Here is a 19,004-nt window from a genome sequence, read left to right as displayed (position 1 = left end):
CTAAACAAACGCTTACATCATCTATAATGAATAAATAAAGAAAGCGTTTACAAGATAAAAGGGGTGAGCAAATGAATATGAAAATTGATCCTCAAGCAAGTGCTACGACAAAAGCACAAGTTGCATTAAAGAGAAAGGCTACATTAAAAAAAGTTCTAAGCTACGCTGCTTTTGTTGGTCCAGCGCTATTGTTTTTCCTCGTCATTCAAATCCTTCCGTTCTTTATGGGAATCTATTATTCTTTTACATCATGGAACGGGATTAGTTCAAACATTGAATGGGTAGGGTTAGAGAACTATATTAAGATTTTTACAAATGACGATAAATTCGTGAACTCATTTATTTTTACCACGAAATTCATGTTTGCTGCTGTGATCATCAGTAATCTGATTGGATTTAGTCTAGCACTTTTGTTAAATGCTGCACTCAAAACGAAGAACATCCTACGAACTGTTTATTTTATCCCGAATGTGATTGGGGGATTATTATTAGGGTTTATCTGGCAATTTATTTTTGTAAAAGGATTTGCATCAGTTGGTGCGATCACAAATATTCCATTCTTTAAGCTCGCTTGGCTTGGCGATGAAACAACAGCATTTTGGGGAATTGTGATTGTCTTTGCATGGCAAATCAGCGGGTATATGATGGTCATTTATATCGCTGCATTACAAGGGGTTGATACTTCTCTATTGGAGGCAGCGAAAATAGACGGAGCCAATAGCTGGTCGATTCTAAAAAATATCCTGATCCCATTGATTCTACCAGCATTTACAATTTGCTTCTTCCTTACGATATCAATGGCATTCAAAATCTTTGATTTGAATCTATCGTTAACTGGTGGGGGACCGTTCAACTCAACACAATCAGTTGCTATCAATATTTATCAAGAAGCGTTCCTCCATAATCGTTATGGATTGGGAACTGCAAAATCGATATTATTCTTCCTAGTTGTCGCGATTTTCACGACCGTTCAAGTATTATCTACGAAGAAAAGGGAGGTTGAGGCATAGTGAACCGAAAATATACAGGTAGAACCTTTACACTTGAAATTATTGGGATTATCATTGGACTGATTTTCCTCATCCCCTTTTACTTTGTGGCCGTGAATTCAGTGAAAAGCTTTGCTGAAATTTTATTAGATGCTGCAGCATGGCCAAAAGAAATCTTGTTTACGAACTATGTGAAGGTGTGGGATATTATTAATTTCCCAAAAGCCTTCTGGAACTCATTAGTGATTACTGTCTTCAGTAACATTGGGCTCATTGTCATCAGCTCGATGGCTGCTTGGAAAATGGTGAGAACCCCAGGGAAGCTTAGTAAAATCTTATTTGTCTTCTTTGTATCAGCAATGGTCATCCCATTCCAAACAGTGATGATTCCATTAATGAAGCTTGGTGGAGCATTAGGGCTAATCAATAGTATTCCTGGTCTAGTAATCATGTATTTTGGATTCGGTGTCCCATTATCACTGTTCCTTTATCACGGTTTTGTGAAGACTGTTCCAGTAGAAATTGAAGAATCTGCTAGAGTAGATGGATGTAGTCAATTTGGGGTGTTTTGGAGAATTGTTTTTCCATTGTTAAAACCAATCACAGTGACAGTGGTGATATTAAATACACTTTGGATCTGGAATGATTTCCTATTACCAATGCTCGTCTTACAGGATGCCGATTTAAGAACGATTCCACTTGCAACGAGCTCATTCTTCGCCCAATATACAAAGCAGTGGGACATGGGGCTAGCCGCTCTCGTACTTGGAATCACACCTGTAATCATATTCTTCCTATTCCTACAAAAGCACATCATCAAAGGAATAGCAGCTGGGTCTATTAAGTAACAAATCAAGAAGGTTATAACCTTTTGTAACATGAACAAAAGATTATATATAAAGACTGTTTTCTCAAAGTTTGTTGTATGGATATCATCAAGTAACTAGCAGACAGAATACACGGAGACTCCTGTGGGATTTGTGAACTAAGTGAGACCCCACAGGAGCTTAAGCGACGAGGAGGCTCACTGTTCACCCCACTGGACGCGGAGTGTATTCTGGCTGCGGCTTATTAGCAATACTCTAGTTGAAAACAGTCTATAGAAAAAAACAACACATATAAGGAGGTCAATGAAATGAAAAAAAGCCGTTTTTTACTAATTTGTATCTCACTTTTGTTAATGGTAGGTATCATCGCAGGATGTTCTAATGATTCAACAACTGACGGAAATTCAAACGAAGGCACAGGTGAATCAAAGGGTGGAGATGAGGTAGTTACACTCAACTTCTTCCAATTCAAAGTAGAAATTGCTGATCAACTACAAGAAATGATCAACGAATTCGAAGCAGAGCATCCAAATATCAAGGTAAAGCTTGAAACGGTTGGTGGTGGTGCTGACTATGGTGCTGCATTAAAAGCAAAATTTGCTTCTGGAGAAAAGCCTGATATTTTTAACAATGGTGGTTTCAAAGAGTTAGAGCTTTGGAAAGAACATTTAGCTGACCTTTCAAATGAACCTTGGGTAGAGCATGTATTGCCAATCGGAAAAGTTCCAACGACTGATACAGATGGGAAATTATATGGCATGCCTGTTAACTTAGAAGGCTACGGATTTGTTTATAATAAAGATTTATTCGAGCAAGCTGGAATTACAGAGCCGCCAACAACAGTTACGGAACTAAAAGCAGCTGCACAAAAACTTAAAGACAATGGTATTACGCCATTTGCAGCAGGTTATGGTGAATGGTGGGTCATTGGTCAGCATTTATTAAATATTCCATTTGCTCAACAAGATGATCCAACAGCATTTATTGAAGGACTATATGATGGCTCTACAACGATTGTAGGAAATGAGCAATTTACAGCATTCAAAGAAGTAATAGATACTGAGATTGAATTTGGAAATGAAAATCCATTAACAACAGACTACAACACTCAAGTGACATTATTCGCTTCTGGCCAAACAGCCATGCTTCAACAAGGGAACTGGACTGAGAACATGATTACTGAAGTTAATCCAGAAATCAACATGGCATTCTTACCAATTCCAATCAATGATGATGAAGCTGCATCAGACCGCTTACCAGTGGGTGTACCTAATAACTGGGTGTTGAATAAGAACTCTGAACATCTAGAAGAAGCAAAACTATTCTTAAATTGGATGGTTAGCTCTGAAACAGGTAAGCGATATATTACGGAAGAATTTGCTTTTATTCCAGCGTTCGATAATATTGAGCCAACTGGTTTAGGTGATTTAGGTCAATCGATTTTAGAATATTCCAAGGATGATAAGACGATCCCATGGACATGGTTCAGCTGGCCGGATGGAGCAAACCAAGAATTTGCTGCAACAATTCAAGAATATGCTACTGGAAAAATCGATTACGAAACTGTCTTAGAACGATTACAATCAACATGGGATAATCTGAAATAACTCTTATAATCAATCAAACTATAGAAAGCACGTCTTTTCAAAAGGATGTGCTTTCTATAGTTATTTCTATATCAAAAGTAGCTTCAATCCTCTATACTAAAATTGAGTCCTGCTTAATGGGAGGAAACCAGGTGTTTGGAAAAAGCATAAGAAATAAATTGATTATTTTATTATTAATTGCTACGATTATTCCGTTTGGTTCCTCAATTCTGATTACTTATTTTCATACAAAGGAATCGATTAAGAACCAGGTGGTTCAAGAAAATAGTAATCTACTATACCAAGGGAAGGTCAATCTACAAAGCTACATAAAGGAGCTTAATGGTCTAACACTTTCCTTATATAATAATCCAGAATTTATGACGTTTATGAGATCTTCCACGATGGAAAATAACTATTTAACCGTGACAAAGATGAAGAATGTGTTGCAAACGATTTTATATGCCGAAGAAAATATAGATCGGGTCTATATTTCATTTCTCGAATACAACAAGTTCATCTCGATCTCAAAGCGCTCAACGATTGTATTTTCGTCAGAGATTAAAGAAAGTTATTTGGATTATTATCAAAAAACCTATGACAGCCCTTATCATATGTACATCGAACCTATGCATTATCAAGTTGGAGATGACTCGATTGTTAAATCCAGCCCTAAAAATGTTTTTTCGGTCCACCGGGCATTTACTAATATTCCTTCGAACGATATTCTTGCCTATATTTCATTAGAGGTATCTCCTGATGAAATCTTGCAAATAAGTGAAAATCTCTACCATGAGGATCGAGAGGAATTCTATATCCTTTCACCACAAGGAGAGTTAGTCTACAGCTCAAATCCTGAGGTGATAGGAAATGAAGGGAAACAGGGTTGGATTTCGCAGCTGCTTCATAGTAAAGAAGAAAGTGGCATGAAAGAGCTAGACGAAGATCATTTTGAAGGGGTTATGCTGTATAACAAGCTAGAGGAATCAGCAGGTGGCTGGATCTTAGTGAAGAGAATTCCTTCTTCGACCTTGTATGAAAGCGCTTTTGAAGTAACGAAGATTAACATCCTTTTTGGGATATTAGGGTTGTTACTCGTGATCTTAGCAACGTTATTTGTCACTTTTAAGATTACATCACCGATTCGAATTCTCCTTCAAAATATTCAACAGGTAGAAGAAGGGAATATGCAGGTGCAATTTACCTCGCTTGGTGGCAAGGATGAAATTGGGATTCTGGGAGATCGATTCAAAGGAATGATTGAGAAAATCAATGACCTCATTAATCGGGAATACAAGCTAGAATTAGAAAATAAAACAAATCAATTAAAGGTACTACAGTCTCAAATAAATCCTCATTTTCTATACAATGCATTACAATCCATTGGGACATTAGCTTTGAAAAATAAAGTACCACAGATTTATACTCTGATTACCCATTTATCGAAAATTATGAGGTATGGGATGAATACAGATGAACAAATGGTACCATTAATCAAAGAAGTCAATTATACGAAAGCCTATCTCTTACTACAAAAGGAACGGTTTGGTGAAAATCTAGAGTATTCGATTGAAGTTGATGAGAAAATGGGACTTGTTCCGATTCCCAAAATGGTGATTCAGCCAATCATTGAAAATTATTTTAAGCATGGATTTGATATTCGGGATGGTGTTGGAAAAATTCACTTGAAATGTACTGAGGTTGACTCTTATCTTCAAATTCAGATTAGCGACAATGGGGCTGGAATCACGGAGGAAAGACTCATTGAATTATATCAGCATTTTGAAGAAGGAAATCGTAGGGGGCATGGAGAAGAAACCAATATCGGGCTAAAAAATGTCTATGTCCGTCTAAAGCTTTATTACAATGGAGACGCTGCATTACTACTTGAAAATCATGATGAGGGTGGGCTATTAGTAACAATGAAGCTGCCAATCATCGCAAGGGGTGGATTAATTGAAGGCGATGATCATTGATGATGAGAGACATGTACGAGAAGGACTTACTCTATTAGCTGATTGGGATAAGTTTGGAATAAATCACATATTTGAGGCTCAAGATGGTGAGGAGGCAATGAAGCTAATTGCCGAGCATACACCAGAAATTATTTTCACAGATATGAGAATGCCAAAAAAGGATGGAATCTGCCTATTAAAGTGGCTGCATTCCTCAAATATTCATTGTAAAACGATTGTGATTAGTGGTTATGATGACTTTGAATATATGCGAAATGCGATCTATTATCGGAGCTTTGACTACATTCTTAAGCCGATTGATCCAGAAATTCTTGATCAGACATTGGAAAGAGCAGTTAATGAATGGTTGGAGGAAAGCAACGGTTTAAGTGAGGATTTTGGTATTGGATCTCTTCCCAATGATGATCCAAAAGAAAAGAGTAGCATGCAAGAAATTGAGCAATTTCTAAAAGATCATTATATGCAGGAGATCACCTTGCAGGAAATTGCTGATCAATTTTTCTTAAGTAGGGAATATATCTCTAGAAGATTTAAGCAAGAATTTAGAGAAACGATTACGGATTATCTAACGAGAATTCGAATTGAACAGGCGAAGAAACTACTTCATCATCCCAATTTGAAGATCTATGAAATTGCCTATCAAATTGGTTATCAAAATGAAAAGTATTTCAGCAAGGTCTTCAAAAAATCAATGGGGATGTCGCCGAATGAATACAGAAATTCAGTATTGTCAAACTAACAAAAGACGCAATCAAGATGGGGGTACTTATGAGTAAATTACGTATGGGAATTATCGGCGCAGGAGGAATTGCACAAGGTCGTCATATTCCTGCCTTTCAACAATTATCAGAGGATGTCACAATCGAAGCCGTTAGTGATGTGAATCATGAAACAGCAAAAAGTGTATCTGAAAAATTCAACATACCATTGGTATTCAATGACTACAAGGATATGTTTGAACATGTCGATGCTGTCACGATTTGCACACCAAATAAGTTTCATGCGGAGATTACAATTGCAGCACTTGAGGCAGGGGTTCATGTCTTATGTGAAAAGCCAATGGCAATGAATACAGCTGAATGTGATCAAATGATCGCTGCAGCAAAGAAGGCGGAGAAGGTATTATCGATTGGTTATCATTATCGATTTATGAAGGATTCACAAGCGGCAAAGCGTGTAATTTTGGAGCAAGAGATTGGTGAACCAATTGTAGCAAGAGCGAAAGCGCTAAGAAGACGGAAAGTTCCTGGATGGGGTGTTTTTACAAATAAAGAGCTTCAAGGCGGAGGAAGCTTAATCGATTTTGGCTGTCACTTCTTAGATTTGTCATTATGGCTGCTTGGAAATCCTGAGCCTGTAGAAGTTGTAGGTTCAACCTATAATCGGCTAAGTAAAATGCCAAATCAAGTCAATATGTGGGGCAGCTTTGACCACGAAACATTTGATGTCGATGATCATGTCACTGCTTATATTAAATTCTCTAATGGTGCTTCCCTTTTATTCGAAACATCATGGGCAGCAAATATTCAATCTGATGAGGAAAGTGTGAGTATTTCAGGTGAGACTGGTGGCATCGATTTATTTCCGTTCCAATTCAACCAATCGAAATATGGGATGCTATTAAATACCACAGCAGACTATATCGAGGGTGAGGACGATCCGGGAATCACGCAAGCTCGTAATTTTGTTCATAGTTGCTTAGGAAAAGAAGAGCCTATTGTAGCACCTCATGAAGCCTTACAAGTATCAAAAATAATTGATGCCATTTATCAAAGTAGCTTAACAGGTGAAAGCATTAAATTTTAATAGAAGGAAAAAGTAGGTGAGCATATGCTTGTCTACTTTTTTTGGAATGTAAAAAATTACCGTTTTATTCTAACGATTGTATTGAGATGTTTGTGGATAAACTATAACAAATGCTGAGTGGGAAGTGAGGGTTGAGTTTATGCATATATTTATTGCGTTAGTTGTGCTAATCCTTGGTTATTTTAAGGGTGATTGGAGAAATCTTCATAAATATGGGCTGACGATTTTTTATATCATTACCTGCAATTTGCTTTATAACCTCTTATGTTATGATTATTTATTGTGGGAGTATCGACCAGACCTCCTAAAAGAGTCACATATTCTAGTTGATTTAATCTATACCTTTATTATCCTACCGGCGATCACGTTGTTATATTTGGGGAATTATCCTTTTACATTATCGCTAGGAAGGAAGTTGAAGTATATAATTGTTTGGGTTATCGGCTCCTTCCTAGTGACATATTTCATTTATCGGACGGATAGATTAGAATTTCATCATGGTTACAAGGTGTGGATGGATCTCCTCTTTTATCCAGTGATGTATGGGATGCTTAGACTTCATTACACAAGGCCAATACTTACATATGGACTCTCAGTGATTATCATTCTTTTCTTATTAAAATACTTTAATGTACCTATAAAATAGAAGGAAATAATTTTTTTAAAAAAACACTTGATTCTAATTAATTACCGTGATAATATTATTTATGTTCTCAACAGGTTCTATAACCTGTTTTTATTTTCAAGATTCATTCGACAAATTTCAAGCATTTTTTTATTGAAAAAGGATTGCATGTTCATAATTTAGTTGTTATAATCATAAACAACAAATCCAACATGCGGGTGTAGTTTAATGGTAAAACCTCAGCCTTCCAAGCTGATGTCGTGAGTTCGATTCTCATCACCCGCTCCATACATATTATTCACAACGTAGTAGTTCGTTTCTAGTCAAACGGGTTATTGCGTTTTTTAATGTGTTTAAATAAATAAGCATGTTTTTAAATATAAATTATTTGAAATTGAGATTCAGCCTGCTTGTTTATAAAGTTCACTAAATAAGGCAACCTGCTTATAAGCAAATTGCCTCAAATAATTAGTCAATCACACGTGCGTTTGCACTTCCTCCATGAATTTGAACAAACATGTTTTTCAAGGACTGAATAAGCTCAAGTCCTTCACTGTTGCTCATGGATGGCTTAAGATAAATGAGCTGCAAAGCATTCTTCGTTGACGTTGTCACACTAGTACGAGCTGAATCAACGATAGGACTACCAAAAGCACCTTCGGCATCACTGCTAATGATCTTCTTCTCCATTGACATGATTCTTCCATTAATACCTTCGTACTCATCGGTTGTTGAACCTATTCCGATCTCAATGAACTCTCCGTGAAGCTTATCAGTATCGTAAATTCCAATTGGAACCTCGTATTGCAAAGAAAAGAAGTTGTTCACATCAGCCGCAGAATGAATCGTAGTGATGTAATTTTGCTTTTTAATTCGACGATAGAGAGCTTCAACGGATGGACGATATCGGTTTGGATCAGTACCAACCTTATTGAAGACAGCTTTCCACTCTCTTAAACCTTCATAAGCAGAAACATCTTTTTCATCAAGGTCAAAAAAGATGTTTTCCTGAAATAATTGAAGTCGACCCTTCACCATCTGTGGTGAGTCAGCAACAACAATGTTAGAATACTCAATGACACCGATTTTAAAATCAGGTACTACGTTTTTTAGTGATTGTGAGATGGTAATTTCCAAAATTTCTCCCTCCAATTTCTACTAAAAATAGTTTACCATAACAGATGGATTACAACGAAATGTCAGAGCTTGTCCATAGATATTTTGAAGGAAAGGAGGACTAAAAGAGCATGAACTATAAACAATTAAAAGAAGAAATCATCGCATATAGTCAAACCATTGGTATTGATAAAATCGGCTTCACTACCGCATCTGTATTTGATGGCTTAAAGGCTCGCTTAATTACTCAGCAGCAATTAGGTTATCAGTCAGGCTTTGAGGAATCCGATATTACTAAAAGAACGGAGCCTGAGGTGTTACTTCCACAGGCGAAATCGATCATTGCGATTGCACTAGCTTATCCGTCTAAGATGAAAAATCCTCCAAAATCGACGAAGGAGGATCGTCGTGGAATCTTCTGTCGTGCCTCTTGGGGTCAAGACTATCATCATATCTTAAGAGATCGCCTGCAAAAATTAGAAGCCTTTATTCTTGAAAAAGTACCTTCTGCCCATATGAAATCAATGGTCGATACAGGAGAATTATCTGATCGGGCTGTCGCAGAACGAGCGGGCATTGGCTGGAGTGGGAAGAACTGTTCAATCATTACACCAGAGTTCGGATCGTACGTATATTTAGGTGAAATGATTACCAATATCCCATTTGAACCGGATACGCCGATGGAAGATCGATGTGGCAGTTGCAATAAGTGTGTTGAGGTTTGTCCGACGAATGCACTTGTGCAGGGAGGCCAATTGGATTCAAACAAATGCATCGCCTTTTTAACCCAAACAAAGGGATTTTTGGCGGATGAATATCGGGTTAAAATCGGGAATCGATTATATGGATGTGATACGTGTCAAACGGTTTGTCCGGAGAACAAGGGGAAGGATTTTCATTTGCATGAAGAAATGGAGCCAGATCCTGAAATCGCAAAACCGAAACTAAAAAGCTTGCTCCACATAAGTAATAAAGAATTTAAAGAAAAATACGGCTCCATCTCTGGATCATGGAGAGGGAAAAAACCAATACAGCGTAACGCGATTATTGGTCTTGCACACTTTAAGGATGAATCGGCGATTCCAGATTTAGAGAAACTGATTATGGAAGACCCGCGCCCGGTGATAAGAGGAACGGCAGCTTGGGCTATAGGGAAAATCGGTCAAGCAGAGGGCATGGCCATTCTCGAAAAAGCGTCCGCAAAAGAAAAGGACGAAGAGGTTCAACAGGAAATTAATAAAGGAATCTCAATGCTTGCTAAATTAGAAAGATAACAAAGAACCGATGCACTCTAGACGTGTAATCGGTTCTTTTTATTCTACTCCAACGCCTTTGACATACATATTAGTGTAAGAATTTTTATGAAGGTTGGTGGAAGTGTGAAGGAGCAACTAGAGAGATTGATATACAGCAAAGTCCAACTTTATGTAGGAAATGAGGCAAGCCAAAGAAATTCTGCCATCATTAATACAAAGGAACTCGATAAAATAAAAAAGAAACAAGAGACCTATCGTTCTCGTTCCGCAGAAATTATTAAATGTCAGGCAGAGTGTCAAATAAAAGAAAAAGAAATGGTAAACGATGAGACTCGATTACAGTATCATGTCCATTATCAATATTTAGTTAAACAAAAGGATACACTCTATATTGAAGAACATTGTGAGGATAGAGTTGCAGTCTATCAGGATAATCAATTAATCACTGATGATGAAGTTCACCAACCTATAGAGGAAGAAAAATTTTCGGTTGCAGTAGATGGAGGAAATCAATCTGATATACGTGTTCGATATGAGTATAATCGATTAGCAGCAGTGAAATATGCAGAACGTTGGTGGAATAATTACAATCCTGCTTTTAAGACATTTGAAGTTGATTGTACGAATTATGTGTCACAATGCCTTCATGCCGGGGGAGTACCAATGAATGGCTACCCTGACCAAAGCAAAGGTTGGTGGATGAGAAACAACAAATGGAGTTATAGCTGGTCTGTAGCACATTCCTTGAGGTGGCATTTGGGTGGTGCGGGCGGAGTACAAGCAAAAGAAGTAGACAGTCCACAGGACTTACTGGTTGGGGATGTCATTTGCTATGATTTCGAAGGTGACGGTCGCTTCGACCACACGACCATCGTCGTCGCAAAAGACAAAGATGACATGCCATTGGTCAATGCTCACACCCAAAATAGTCGCATGAGATATTGGGCATACGAAGACTCCACCGCCTATACACCGAATATTAAATACAAATTCTTTTCGATAATGAATGGCTAATTGGGGGCGGTTATAGCGCTTCATTCGTTCCTGGTGCCAGGCATCCAAAAGCCAGCACACTAAAAAAGTTCAATCCTGCTACTACAAATTTGAAAGTAGAGAGTGTTATAATAGCACAGAGGTGAAAATTGTGGGACTAAATGTCGTTTTATATCAACCAGAAATTCCAGCAAATACAGGAAATATTGCACGTTCATGTGCAGCAACAAATACAACTTTACATTTAATTAGGCCACTAGGCTTCTCGACTGATGATAAGATGCTGAAGCGAGCAGGTTTGGACTATTGGCAATATGTAAATGTACAATACTATGATTCATTAGAAGAGTTATTTGAGAAGAATTCACAAGGTGAATTTTACTATATTACAAAATTCGGCCAGAAGACACATAGCTCTTTTGATTATAGTAATGTGGAAAAAGATCATTTCTTTGTATTTGGAAGAGAGACAAACGGGTTACCAAAAGAATTGATTGAAAAAAATATGGACCGTTGTTTAAGACTACCAATGACTGAAAATGTGAGATCACTGAATGTGTCAAATACGGCAGCGATTCTCATTTATGAAGCATTACGTCAACAAAATTACCCTGAACTCTCATAAAAAAAACGACCTACAAAAGGTCGTTTTTTTATTTGCTTTTCGCACCTGGCTTATCATCGTACCCTGATGCAAAGATCGCTGATAAAAAAGCTAAGCTTACGCCTAATACAAGTAGTAATCTCATCTTAACTCCTCCTTCGTCACGAAATCCCTTTCAATAGGATAATTATATCTTAACCGATTCTTCTTGTGAATGGAATTAGAGGACAAAGTTTTCTTTTTTCTTCAGGCCTTTATAATTTTAAGATGTTCATTGTTTCTTAAACTATTCCAATGACCAAAAATACTTTTCGTACAATCTGACTATCGTCATAACATTTACACAAGTTCCACCGTTTTGGATGTAGAAAAAGTAGTAAGATGTAATCATGAAAAAGCACAAATTGAATAGAAAGAGAGCGTATACATGAGAGGTGCAATTATTGAAGAACAATTAAAGATGGCTTTGAAAAAGCTGAAGGATATAGATTATGCGTTAAATGAATCTTCCATTGTTGCGATCACTGATAGTAAGGGAATGATAAATTATGTTAACGAGAAATTTTGTCAAATATCTAAATATAGCTATGATGAATTAATTGGACAAGACCATCGATTGGTGAATTCATCATATCATTCAAAAGTGTTTTTTAAGAATCTATGGAAAAAGCTTGGAAATGGAGAAGTATGGAAGGGTGAGATTCGGAATCGAGCAAAGGACGGTTCGTTTTACTGGGTCGATACAACGATTGTTCCATTTTTAAATGAAGAAGGACAGCCGTATCAATATATTTCAATCCGGAATGATATAACAGCACGCAAAAAGTATGAAGAGAAAATCAAACAGCTTGCGTTCTATGATCAGTTAACCAACCTTCCTAACCGAAATTTATTGAGAAAGCAACTAAAAGAGTGTTTCCTCTGCCCATCAACTGAACCGTATCTTGCTGTCTTATTTCTTGATTTAGATCGTTTTAAAAAAATAAATGATACCTTCGGCCATAACTTCGGAGACTCTACTTTGGTGAAGGTCGCTGAAAGACTTAAGCATTGCTTACAAAACAATGCATTCGTTTCTCGAATTGGGGGAGATGAATTTGTCATTCTTTTGAAGGTAAAAGATCACCATGAAGCTGAAGGTTTTGCATCTGCAATTTTGAAAGCGTTCTCGATTCCATTCCTTATCGGAAAGCGGTCAATTTCAATTAGTCCAAGTATTGGAATTAGCATAAATCCTTTAATAAAGGGGAAATCACGAGGGGAAATTGATCGGCTAGTTGAATATCTCATTAAAGAAGCAGATATTGCGATGTATACGGTTAAAGAAAAGGGCGGAAATCATTACCGATTTCATACCGCTCAACTTAACAGTGTTGCCACAAGAAGTTATTTTTTAGAAATAGAATTGTATCATGCCCTCGAGCAAAAAGAGCTCTCGCTTGAGTATCAGCCGATTGTTAATACCTTAACAGGTACGATGATTGGTGTCGAAGCTCTTCTGCGATGGCGAAGTCCCAAATTCGGTCATGTATCACCAGAGGAATTTATTCCCGTATTAGAGGAGACCGGTTTAATTAAATCTGTGGGAAAATGGGTCTTGAAGGAAACTAGTCGGCAAATGAAAAAATGGTTAGATGAGGGACTTGAAATTTCACATGTTGCCGTCAATATTTCACCCATCCAATTTAATGATCCTTTGTTTATGAGTGATTATCTAAATATATTAGATTGTATTCAGCTTAGCCCTAAGTATATTGAATTAGAGGTTACTGAAACGACCATTCATAATTTTGATCATTCATTGCAAATTCTAAAAGAATTATCTTCTTATAACGTCAATATTTCAATTGATGACTTTGGTACGGGCTATTCGTCCTTAAATCGTCTGAAGCATTTACCGATTACGAGTCTCAAAATTGACAAATCCTTTATTCAAACATTTGATGAGGATGACCGTCTTATCGTGAAAACCATCATTGATCTCGGTAGAAATCTTCATTTCAACGTCATTGCTGAAGGGATAGAAACAGGAAGACAGTTGGAATTATTAAAAGAACTTGGATGTATGATGGGACAAGGTTATTACTTTAGTAAACCTGTACCAGCAAATCAGGTACCAGCTTTAGTGAACGAATTTGCAGAACAAGGACAACGAAGAAATTATCAACCTTGTTAAACAGAAATAAAAAAGTCAGATGTTTTTTCCAACAATTGGAGTTGGAGGAATAGGCATCTGGCTTTCTTTTTACCTCACTCGAATAAAGGGATGAAGATTTTCTTTGCAATTTAAACGCATGTTGGAGGACATACTCGCATAAATTGTATTAACACGCAGAGTCATCATCACCAATTATCGAGGAGGCCTATATGGATATCTTAAAAAAAATAGAGAAGTTTCGTGAAGAAGAACAGCGTCTGCAGTGGGAAGGCACCTTTGCTGAGTATTTGGAAATTGTTAAGGAGCAACCATGGGTTGCACAATCAGCTCATTCAAGAGTATATAATATGATAAAAGACGCCGGTATTGAAGATGTCAACGGAAAAAGAAAATATAAATTTTTTGACCACCAGCTTTTTGGCTTAGAGGAAGCGTTAGAAAGATTGGTTGAAGAGTATTTCCATCCAGCTGCAAAACGACTTGATGTAAGAAAGCGAATCTTGCTATTGATGGGGCCAGTTAGTGGAGGTAAATCGACATTGGTCACGATGTTGAAGAGAGGAATGGAAGCTTATACCCTTACAGATCGTGGTGCTGTCTATGCGATTAAGGGCTGCCCAATGCATGAAGATCCCCTGCATTTAATCCCTCATCATCTGCGTGGTGACTTTTATGATGAATATGGGGTTCGAATTGAAGGGAATCTTTCACCACTGAATATGATGAGACTGCAAAAGGAATATGGTGGGCGTATTGAAGATGTGGTGGTGGAACGAATCTTCCTGTCTGAGGATAAGCGTGTCGGAATCGGAACATTTAGTCCATCTGATCCAAAATCCCAAGATATTGCTGATTTAACAGGTAGCATCGACTTCTCAACGATTGCAGAATATGGTTCAGAATCAGATCCACGTGCGTATCGTTTTGATGGAGAACTTAACAAAGCCAACCGAGGTATGATGGAATTCCAGGAAATGCTTAAGTGTGATGAGAAGTTCTTGTGGCATCTATTATCACTGACTCAAGAAGGAAATTTCAAAGCGGGAAGATTCGCCTTGATTTCTGCTGACGAGTTAATTGTTGCCCATACAAATGAAACAGAGTATCGCTCATTTATATCTAATAAGAAAAATGAAGCCTTGCATTCTCGTATTATCGTGATGCCAGTTCCATATAATTTAAGAGTCTCAGAAGAAGAGCGAATCTATGAAAAAATGATTAGAGACAGTGATGTAAATAATGTTCATATTGCACCACATACATTAAAGGTGGCAGCGATGTTCACTATCCTTACTCGCTTAAAAGCACCTAAAAAAGGTGATATTGACCTCATTAAGAAAATGCGTCTCTATGATGGAGAAAGTGTGGAAGGCTTTAATTCTGTAGATGTTGAGGAGCTTAAGAAGGAATATCCGGATGAAGGAATGAGCGGAATTGATCCTCGTTATGTCATCAACCGAATTTCTTCAACCATTATTCGTAAAGAGGTTCCTTCATTAAATGCATTAGATGTGCTCCGTTCACTAAAGGATGGATTAGACCATCATTCTTCAATCTCTAATGAGGATCGTGAGAGATACTTAAACTTCATTTCACTTGCAAGAAAAGAATATGATGAAATTGCGAAGAAGGAAGTTCAAAAAGCATTTGTATATTCATACGAAGAATCAGCTAAGACATTAATGGATAACTATCTAGATAATGTAGAAGCTTATTGCAATAAAAACAAATTACGTGATCCATTAACTGGTGAGGAAATGAATCCAGATGAAAAATTAATGAGATCCATCGAAGAACAAATCGGTATCTCTGAAAATGCAAAGAAAGCTTTCCGTGAAGAAATTCTCATTCGAATCTCTGCATATGCTCGTAAAGGGAAACGATTTGATTACAACTCACACGAAAGATTAAGAGAAGCAATTCAGAAGAAGCTATTTGCTGACCTAAAGGATGTAGTAAAAATTACGACATCATCAAAAACACCTGATGAGCAACAGCTTAAAAAGGTCAATGAGGTTGTGGCTAGACTTATCGATGAACATGGATATAACTCTACATCGGCCAATGAGCTACTACGTTATGTAGGAAGCTTACTTAACAGATAATTAATTGTACTTATAAAAGAATCAGATTCCATAAGGGGATCTGATTCTTTTTATCTAACAGATGAACTTGTCTATTTTTAATTTACAAAAATGTAATTTTCAAAATTATTTGTCAATAATTTCTTATTCTTGCATAGGATAAAGTAATCCACTTTTATTTGATACAGGATGGTCCCATTAAAAACCCGTCAACATACTGTATGTAAAACTGTGAAAAAGTGTGCAAAAAAAATGAAAATAAGTTAAGGAGGGGATTTACGTTGTCAAAAGGTAATGAAAAGAACTTTGTCATTTCCCAAGAAGATTGGTCCCTCCACCGAAAAGGCCATGATGACCAAAAGAGACATCAGGACAAAGTTCAAGAAGCGATAAAGAACAATTTACCTGACTTAATCACAGAAGAAAACATTGTCATGTCCAATGGTAGAGAGGTTGTCAAAATTCCAATAAGGTCTTTAGATGAGTACAAAATAAGATATAACTATGACAAAAACAAACATGTAGGCCAAGGCGATGGAGAGAGTCAAGTAGGAGATGTCATCGCAAGAGATGGTTCTCCAAGTCCAGGGCAAAGTGGTCCAGGAAAAGGGCAAGGAGCCGGCGATCAAGCGGGTGAAGATTACTATGAAGCTGAAGTTTCACTAATGGAATTAGAAGAAGCGCTGTTCAAAGAGCTTGAATTACCGAATCTTAAGCAAAAAGAACGCGATCAAAATGTAGTGGAGGATATCGAGTTTAATGATATTCGTAAGACTGGGCTAATGGGGAATATTGATAAAAAACGTACAATGATGGCAGCTTACAAACGAAATGCAATGTCAGGAAAACCTAGTTTCCATCCAATCTTTCAAGAAGATCTAAAGTTCAAAACATGGAATGAAACCGTGAAACCAGATTCAAAGGCAGTCGTATTAGCGATGATGGACACGAGTGGATCGATGGGAGTCTGGGAAAAGTACATGGCTAGAAGCTTCTTTTTCTGGATGACACGATTCTTAAGGACAAAATACGAAACGGTAGAAATTGAATTTATTGCACATCATACTGAGGCGAAAGTCGTTTCCGAGGAAGACTTCTTCTCAAAAGGAGAAAGCGGAGGAACAATCTGTTCATCAGTTTATCGAAAGGCATTGGAACTTATAGATGATAAATACAACCCATCACGATTTAATATTTATCCTTTCCATTTCTCTGATGGAGATAACCTAACATCTGATAATGCTCGTTGTGTCAAATTGGTGTCAGAATTAATGAAGGTGTCTAATATGTTTGGTTATGGTGAAGTGAATCAATACAACCGTCATTCAACCCTAATGTCTGCGTATAAAAACATTTCAGACGAGAAATTCCGTTATTATATCCTCAAGCAAAAAGCCGATGTGTTCCATTCAATGAAGAACTTCTTTAAGAAGGAAGACGAAAATAAGAAGTATGCTTAAGTAAGAGAACTGCCAAGAAAGGAAGTCTAACCTGACTGTCTTTATTGGCAGTTTTTTTGTTGATGGTTGATGTAGACGTTTTCATATATAATATATTATAAAGATTTCTAGTTGAATGAGAAACAAATGGAGGGGTTTGTATGGACATAAAAAAAATAGTAGTAAACAGTAAAACAGAAATGACTGCTTACTTATTAGATCATTCGGAAGCCTTTAATAATATTAAAACTAGGCCTGCTGTATTAATTTTTCCAGGAGGAGGCTATTATGTCACCTCTGATCGAGAAGCAGAACCAATTGCCTTGAGCTATTTAGCTGAAGGATTTAATGCTTTTGTTCTTAGGTATACTGTAGGCCAAGAATCTAATTTCACAACTGCTTTAGCTGATGCCGAAGAGGCAATAAAACAAATAAGAGAGAATGCGGTCGCTTGGAGTATTGATTCAGAGAAAATAGCAGTCATCGGGTTTTCAGCGGGTGGACACCTGGCTGGAGCTTTGGCAACAATGGGAAATCACCGACCTAATGCATTAATACTGGGTTATCCATGTATTCTTGATACACTAGGAAGCGTGCTTGCATTTCCGGTTCCTTCAATTGATTTAGAGGTAGATGACTTAACACCACCGACCTTTCTATTCTCTACTTTCGAAGATACTGTCGTTCCAATAGAAAATACGCTAAGCTTTATGCAAGCTTTAAATCAAAAAAATATCCCATTTGAATCACATATTTTTCAAAAAGGTGTCCATGGACTCTCACTAGCAAAGCCATTGACTTCCTCAGGACGGCAAGCTCTAGTAAACAATGATTTTGCAAAATGGTTTGATTTAAGTGTTTCCTGGCTACATAACGTATTGGGTGACTTTGAAGCTGAAGAAGGACCTGATCCAAAGGAATAATTGAGGATTTATTATAATTAGGCTGCTTCTCCGGCAGCTTTTTTCTGTGTAGGTATTCCTTCTTTTATTATATTTAGAATAGTAATTCAGTGTGGCTTCATTATAAATATGATTCTATTAAATTAAATTAAATTAAATTAAATTTCCAATCATTTCCTGTTGTCAATGTTAAACGGGAATGGTATTATAAGAAAGTCGCTAAAACAGAGCGACATATTATTTCATCACAATTTCACAGAAGTTGACTTAAACGACTTCATGTGATATAATTAATTTCTTGTCAGTAATTGTTTCTATAAAAAAACATTATGTTGACATAATAATTTAAGTGTGATAACTTAATAAAGTTCTTTGAAAACTGAACACAATAAACAAGCGTCAACGTTTTATCAAGTAACAAATGATTGAGCAATCAATACTCTTTTTGGAGAGTTTGATCCTGGCTCAGGATGAACGCTGGCGGCGTGCCTAATACATGCAAGTCGAGCGGATCTTTGGGAGCTTGCTCCCAAAGATTAGCGGCGGACGGGTGAGTAACACGTGGGCAACCTGCCTATAAGACTGGGATAACTTCGGGAAACCGGAGCTAATACCGGATAATAAATAGAACCACATGGTTCTA

General features: G+C 37.2%; 15 protein-coding genes, 1 tRNA gene and 1 rRNA gene. 16 read left to right on the top strand and 1 reads right to left on the bottom strand.

The window, feature by feature from the left end:
- Positions 1-77 precede the first annotated feature (77 nt).
- The 8 genes from F7888_RS16990 to F7888_RS16955 all read left to right on the top strand — a co-directional run bounded on the left by F7888_RS16990 (position 78) and on the right by F7888_RS16955 (position 8,097).
- The gene (locus F7888_RS16990; RefSeq protein WP_412096010.1) at positions 78-1,010 is read left to right on the top strand and encodes a carbohydrate ABC transporter permease; all 933 of its coding nucleotides are present in this window, start codon (positions 78-80) and stop codon (positions 1,008-1,010) included.
- Positions 1,010-1,837 (top strand): carbohydrate ABC transporter permease, encoded by an 828-nt coding sequence (locus tag F7888_RS16985; protein WP_191781509.1) that lies wholly within the window; start codon positions 1,010-1,012, stop codon positions 1,835-1,837. Before F7888_RS16990 ends, F7888_RS16985 begins: the two co-directional genes overlap by 1 nt.
- Before the next feature lie 287 nt (positions 1,838-2,124).
- Positions 2,125-3,423, top strand: a complete 1,299-nt coding sequence (locus tag F7888_RS16980) for an ABC transporter substrate-binding protein (RefSeq protein WP_191781506.1) — start codon at positions 2,125-2,127, stop codon at positions 3,421-3,423.
- A 131-nt stretch (positions 3,424-3,554) separates the two neighbouring features.
- Positions 3,555-5,378 carry a sensor histidine kinase gene (locus F7888_RS16975; RefSeq protein WP_191781504.1) on the top strand — a complete coding sequence of 608 codons (1,824 nt, stop codon included), beginning with the start codon at positions 3,555-3,557 and terminating at the stop codon, positions 5,376-5,378.
- Entirely contained in the window at positions 5,359-6,117 is a 759-nt protein-coding gene (locus F7888_RS16970) for a response regulator transcription factor (protein WP_191781502.1), read from the top strand. Before F7888_RS16975 ends, F7888_RS16970 begins: the two co-directional genes overlap by 20 nt.
- Positions 6,118-6,146: 29 nt before the next feature.
- On the top strand, positions 6,147-7,184 hold the full coding sequence (locus F7888_RS16965) for a Gfo/Idh/MocA family protein (RefSeq protein ID WP_191781500.1): 1,038 nt from the start codon (positions 6,147-6,149) through the stop codon (positions 7,182-7,184).
- Between the two features lie 139 nt (positions 7,185-7,323).
- Positions 7,324-7,830 carry a CBO0543 family protein gene (locus F7888_RS16960; RefSeq protein WP_191781498.1) on the top strand — a complete coding sequence of 169 codons (507 nt, stop codon included), beginning with the start codon at positions 7,324-7,326 and terminating at the stop codon, positions 7,828-7,830.
- A gap of 193 nt (positions 7,831-8,023) precedes the next feature.
- Positions 8,024-8,097 (top strand) — tRNA-Gly (locus F7888_RS16955).
- A 180-nt stretch (positions 8,098-8,277) separates the two neighbouring features.
- Here the strand turns inward: F7888_RS16955 and F7888_RS16950 are convergent.
- Positions 8,278-8,946 (bottom strand): B3/B4 domain-containing protein, encoded by a 669-nt coding sequence (locus F7888_RS16950; RefSeq protein WP_191781496.1) that lies wholly within the window; start codon positions 8,944-8,946, stop codon positions 8,278-8,280.
- A gap of 110 nt (positions 8,947-9,056) precedes the next feature.
- Here F7888_RS16950 and queG point away from each other — a divergent pair, with 110 nt between their 5' ends.
- The 8 genes from queG to F7888_RS16910 form a co-directional block, all read left to right on the top strand.
- Positions 9,057-10,199, top strand: a complete 1,143-nt coding sequence (gene queG, locus F7888_RS16945) for a tRNA epoxyqueuosine(34) reductase QueG (protein ID WP_191781494.1) — start codon at positions 9,057-9,059, stop codon at positions 10,197-10,199.
- A 105-nt stretch (positions 10,200-10,304) separates the two neighbouring features.
- Positions 10,305-11,195, top strand: a complete 891-nt coding sequence (locus tag F7888_RS16940; RefSeq protein ID WP_191781492.1) for an amidase domain-containing protein — start codon at positions 10,305-10,307, stop codon at positions 11,193-11,195.
- A 121-nt stretch (positions 11,196-11,316) separates the two neighbouring features.
- Positions 11,317-11,799, top strand: coding sequence for a tRNA (uridine(34)/cytosine(34)/5-carboxymethylaminomethyluridine(34)-2'-O)-methyltransferase TrmL (trmL, locus tag F7888_RS16935; RefSeq protein WP_191781490.1), 483 nt, complete (start codon positions 11,317-11,319; stop codon positions 11,797-11,799).
- Positions 11,800-12,205: 406 nt separating this feature from the next.
- The gene (locus F7888_RS16930) at positions 12,206-13,954 is read left to right on the top strand and encodes a sensor domain-containing protein (RefSeq protein WP_191781488.1); all 1,749 of its coding nucleotides are present in this window, start codon (positions 12,206-12,208) and stop codon (positions 13,952-13,954) included.
- A gap of 191 nt (positions 13,955-14,145) precedes the next feature.
- Positions 14,146-16,041 (top strand): PrkA family serine protein kinase, encoded by a 1,896-nt coding sequence (locus F7888_RS16925; RefSeq protein ID WP_191781486.1) that lies wholly within the window; start codon positions 14,146-14,148, stop codon positions 16,039-16,041.
- Positions 16,042-16,301: 260 nt separating this feature from the next.
- On the top strand, positions 16,302-17,480 hold the full coding sequence (gene yhbH, locus F7888_RS16920; protein WP_191781484.1) for a sporulation protein YhbH: 1,179 nt from the start codon (positions 16,302-16,304) through the stop codon (positions 17,478-17,480).
- Positions 17,481-17,620: 140 nt separating this feature from the next.
- The gene (locus tag F7888_RS16915) at positions 17,621-18,382 is read left to right on the top strand and encodes an alpha/beta hydrolase (RefSeq protein WP_191781482.1); all 762 of its coding nucleotides are present in this window, start codon (positions 17,621-17,623) and stop codon (positions 18,380-18,382) included.
- Between the two features lie 421 nt (positions 18,383-18,803).
- Positions 18,804-19,004, top strand: a 16S ribosomal RNA gene (locus F7888_RS16910); the annotation flags it as partial.

The organism is Litchfieldia stipae, from assembly GCF_014837155.1.
In the GTDB taxonomy this organism is placed as follows: domain Bacteria; phylum Bacillota; class Bacilli; order Bacillales; family Bacillaceae_L; genus Litchfieldia.
The sequence above is the reverse complement of the archived record's forward strand: the minus strand, read 5'-3'. Positions and strand labels throughout refer to the sequence as shown.

Excerpts from the sequence above, each read along its gene's own strand:
- F7888_RS16965 (WP_191781500.1), top strand. The coding sequence starts at position 6,147 with ATGAGTAAATTACGTATGGGAATTATCGGCGCAGGAGGAATTGCACAA.
- F7888_RS16990 (WP_412096010.1), top strand. The coding sequence starts at position 78 with ATGAAAATTGATCCTCAAGCAAGTGCTACGACAAAAGCACAAGTTGCA.
- F7888_RS16980 (WP_191781506.1), top strand. The coding sequence starts at position 2,125 with ATGAAAAAAAGCCGTTTTTTACTAATTTGTATCTCACTTTTGTTAATG.
- F7888_RS16915 (WP_191781482.1), top strand. The coding sequence starts at position 17,621 with ATGGACATAAAAAAAATAGTAGTAAACAGTAAAACAGAAATGACTGCT.
- queG (WP_191781494.1), top strand. The coding sequence starts at position 9,057 with ATGAACTATAAACAATTAAAAGAAGAAATCATCGCATATAGTCAAACC.
- F7888_RS16930 (WP_191781488.1), top strand. The coding sequence starts at position 12,206 with ATGAGAGGTGCAATTATTGAAGAACAATTAAAGATGGCTTTGAAAAAG.
- F7888_RS16925 (WP_191781486.1), top strand. The coding sequence starts at position 14,146 with ATGGATATCTTAAAAAAAATAGAGAAGTTTCGTGAAGAAGAACAGCGT.
- F7888_RS16960 (WP_191781498.1), top strand. The coding sequence starts at position 7,324 with ATGCATATATTTATTGCGTTAGTTGTGCTAATCCTTGGTTATTTTAAG.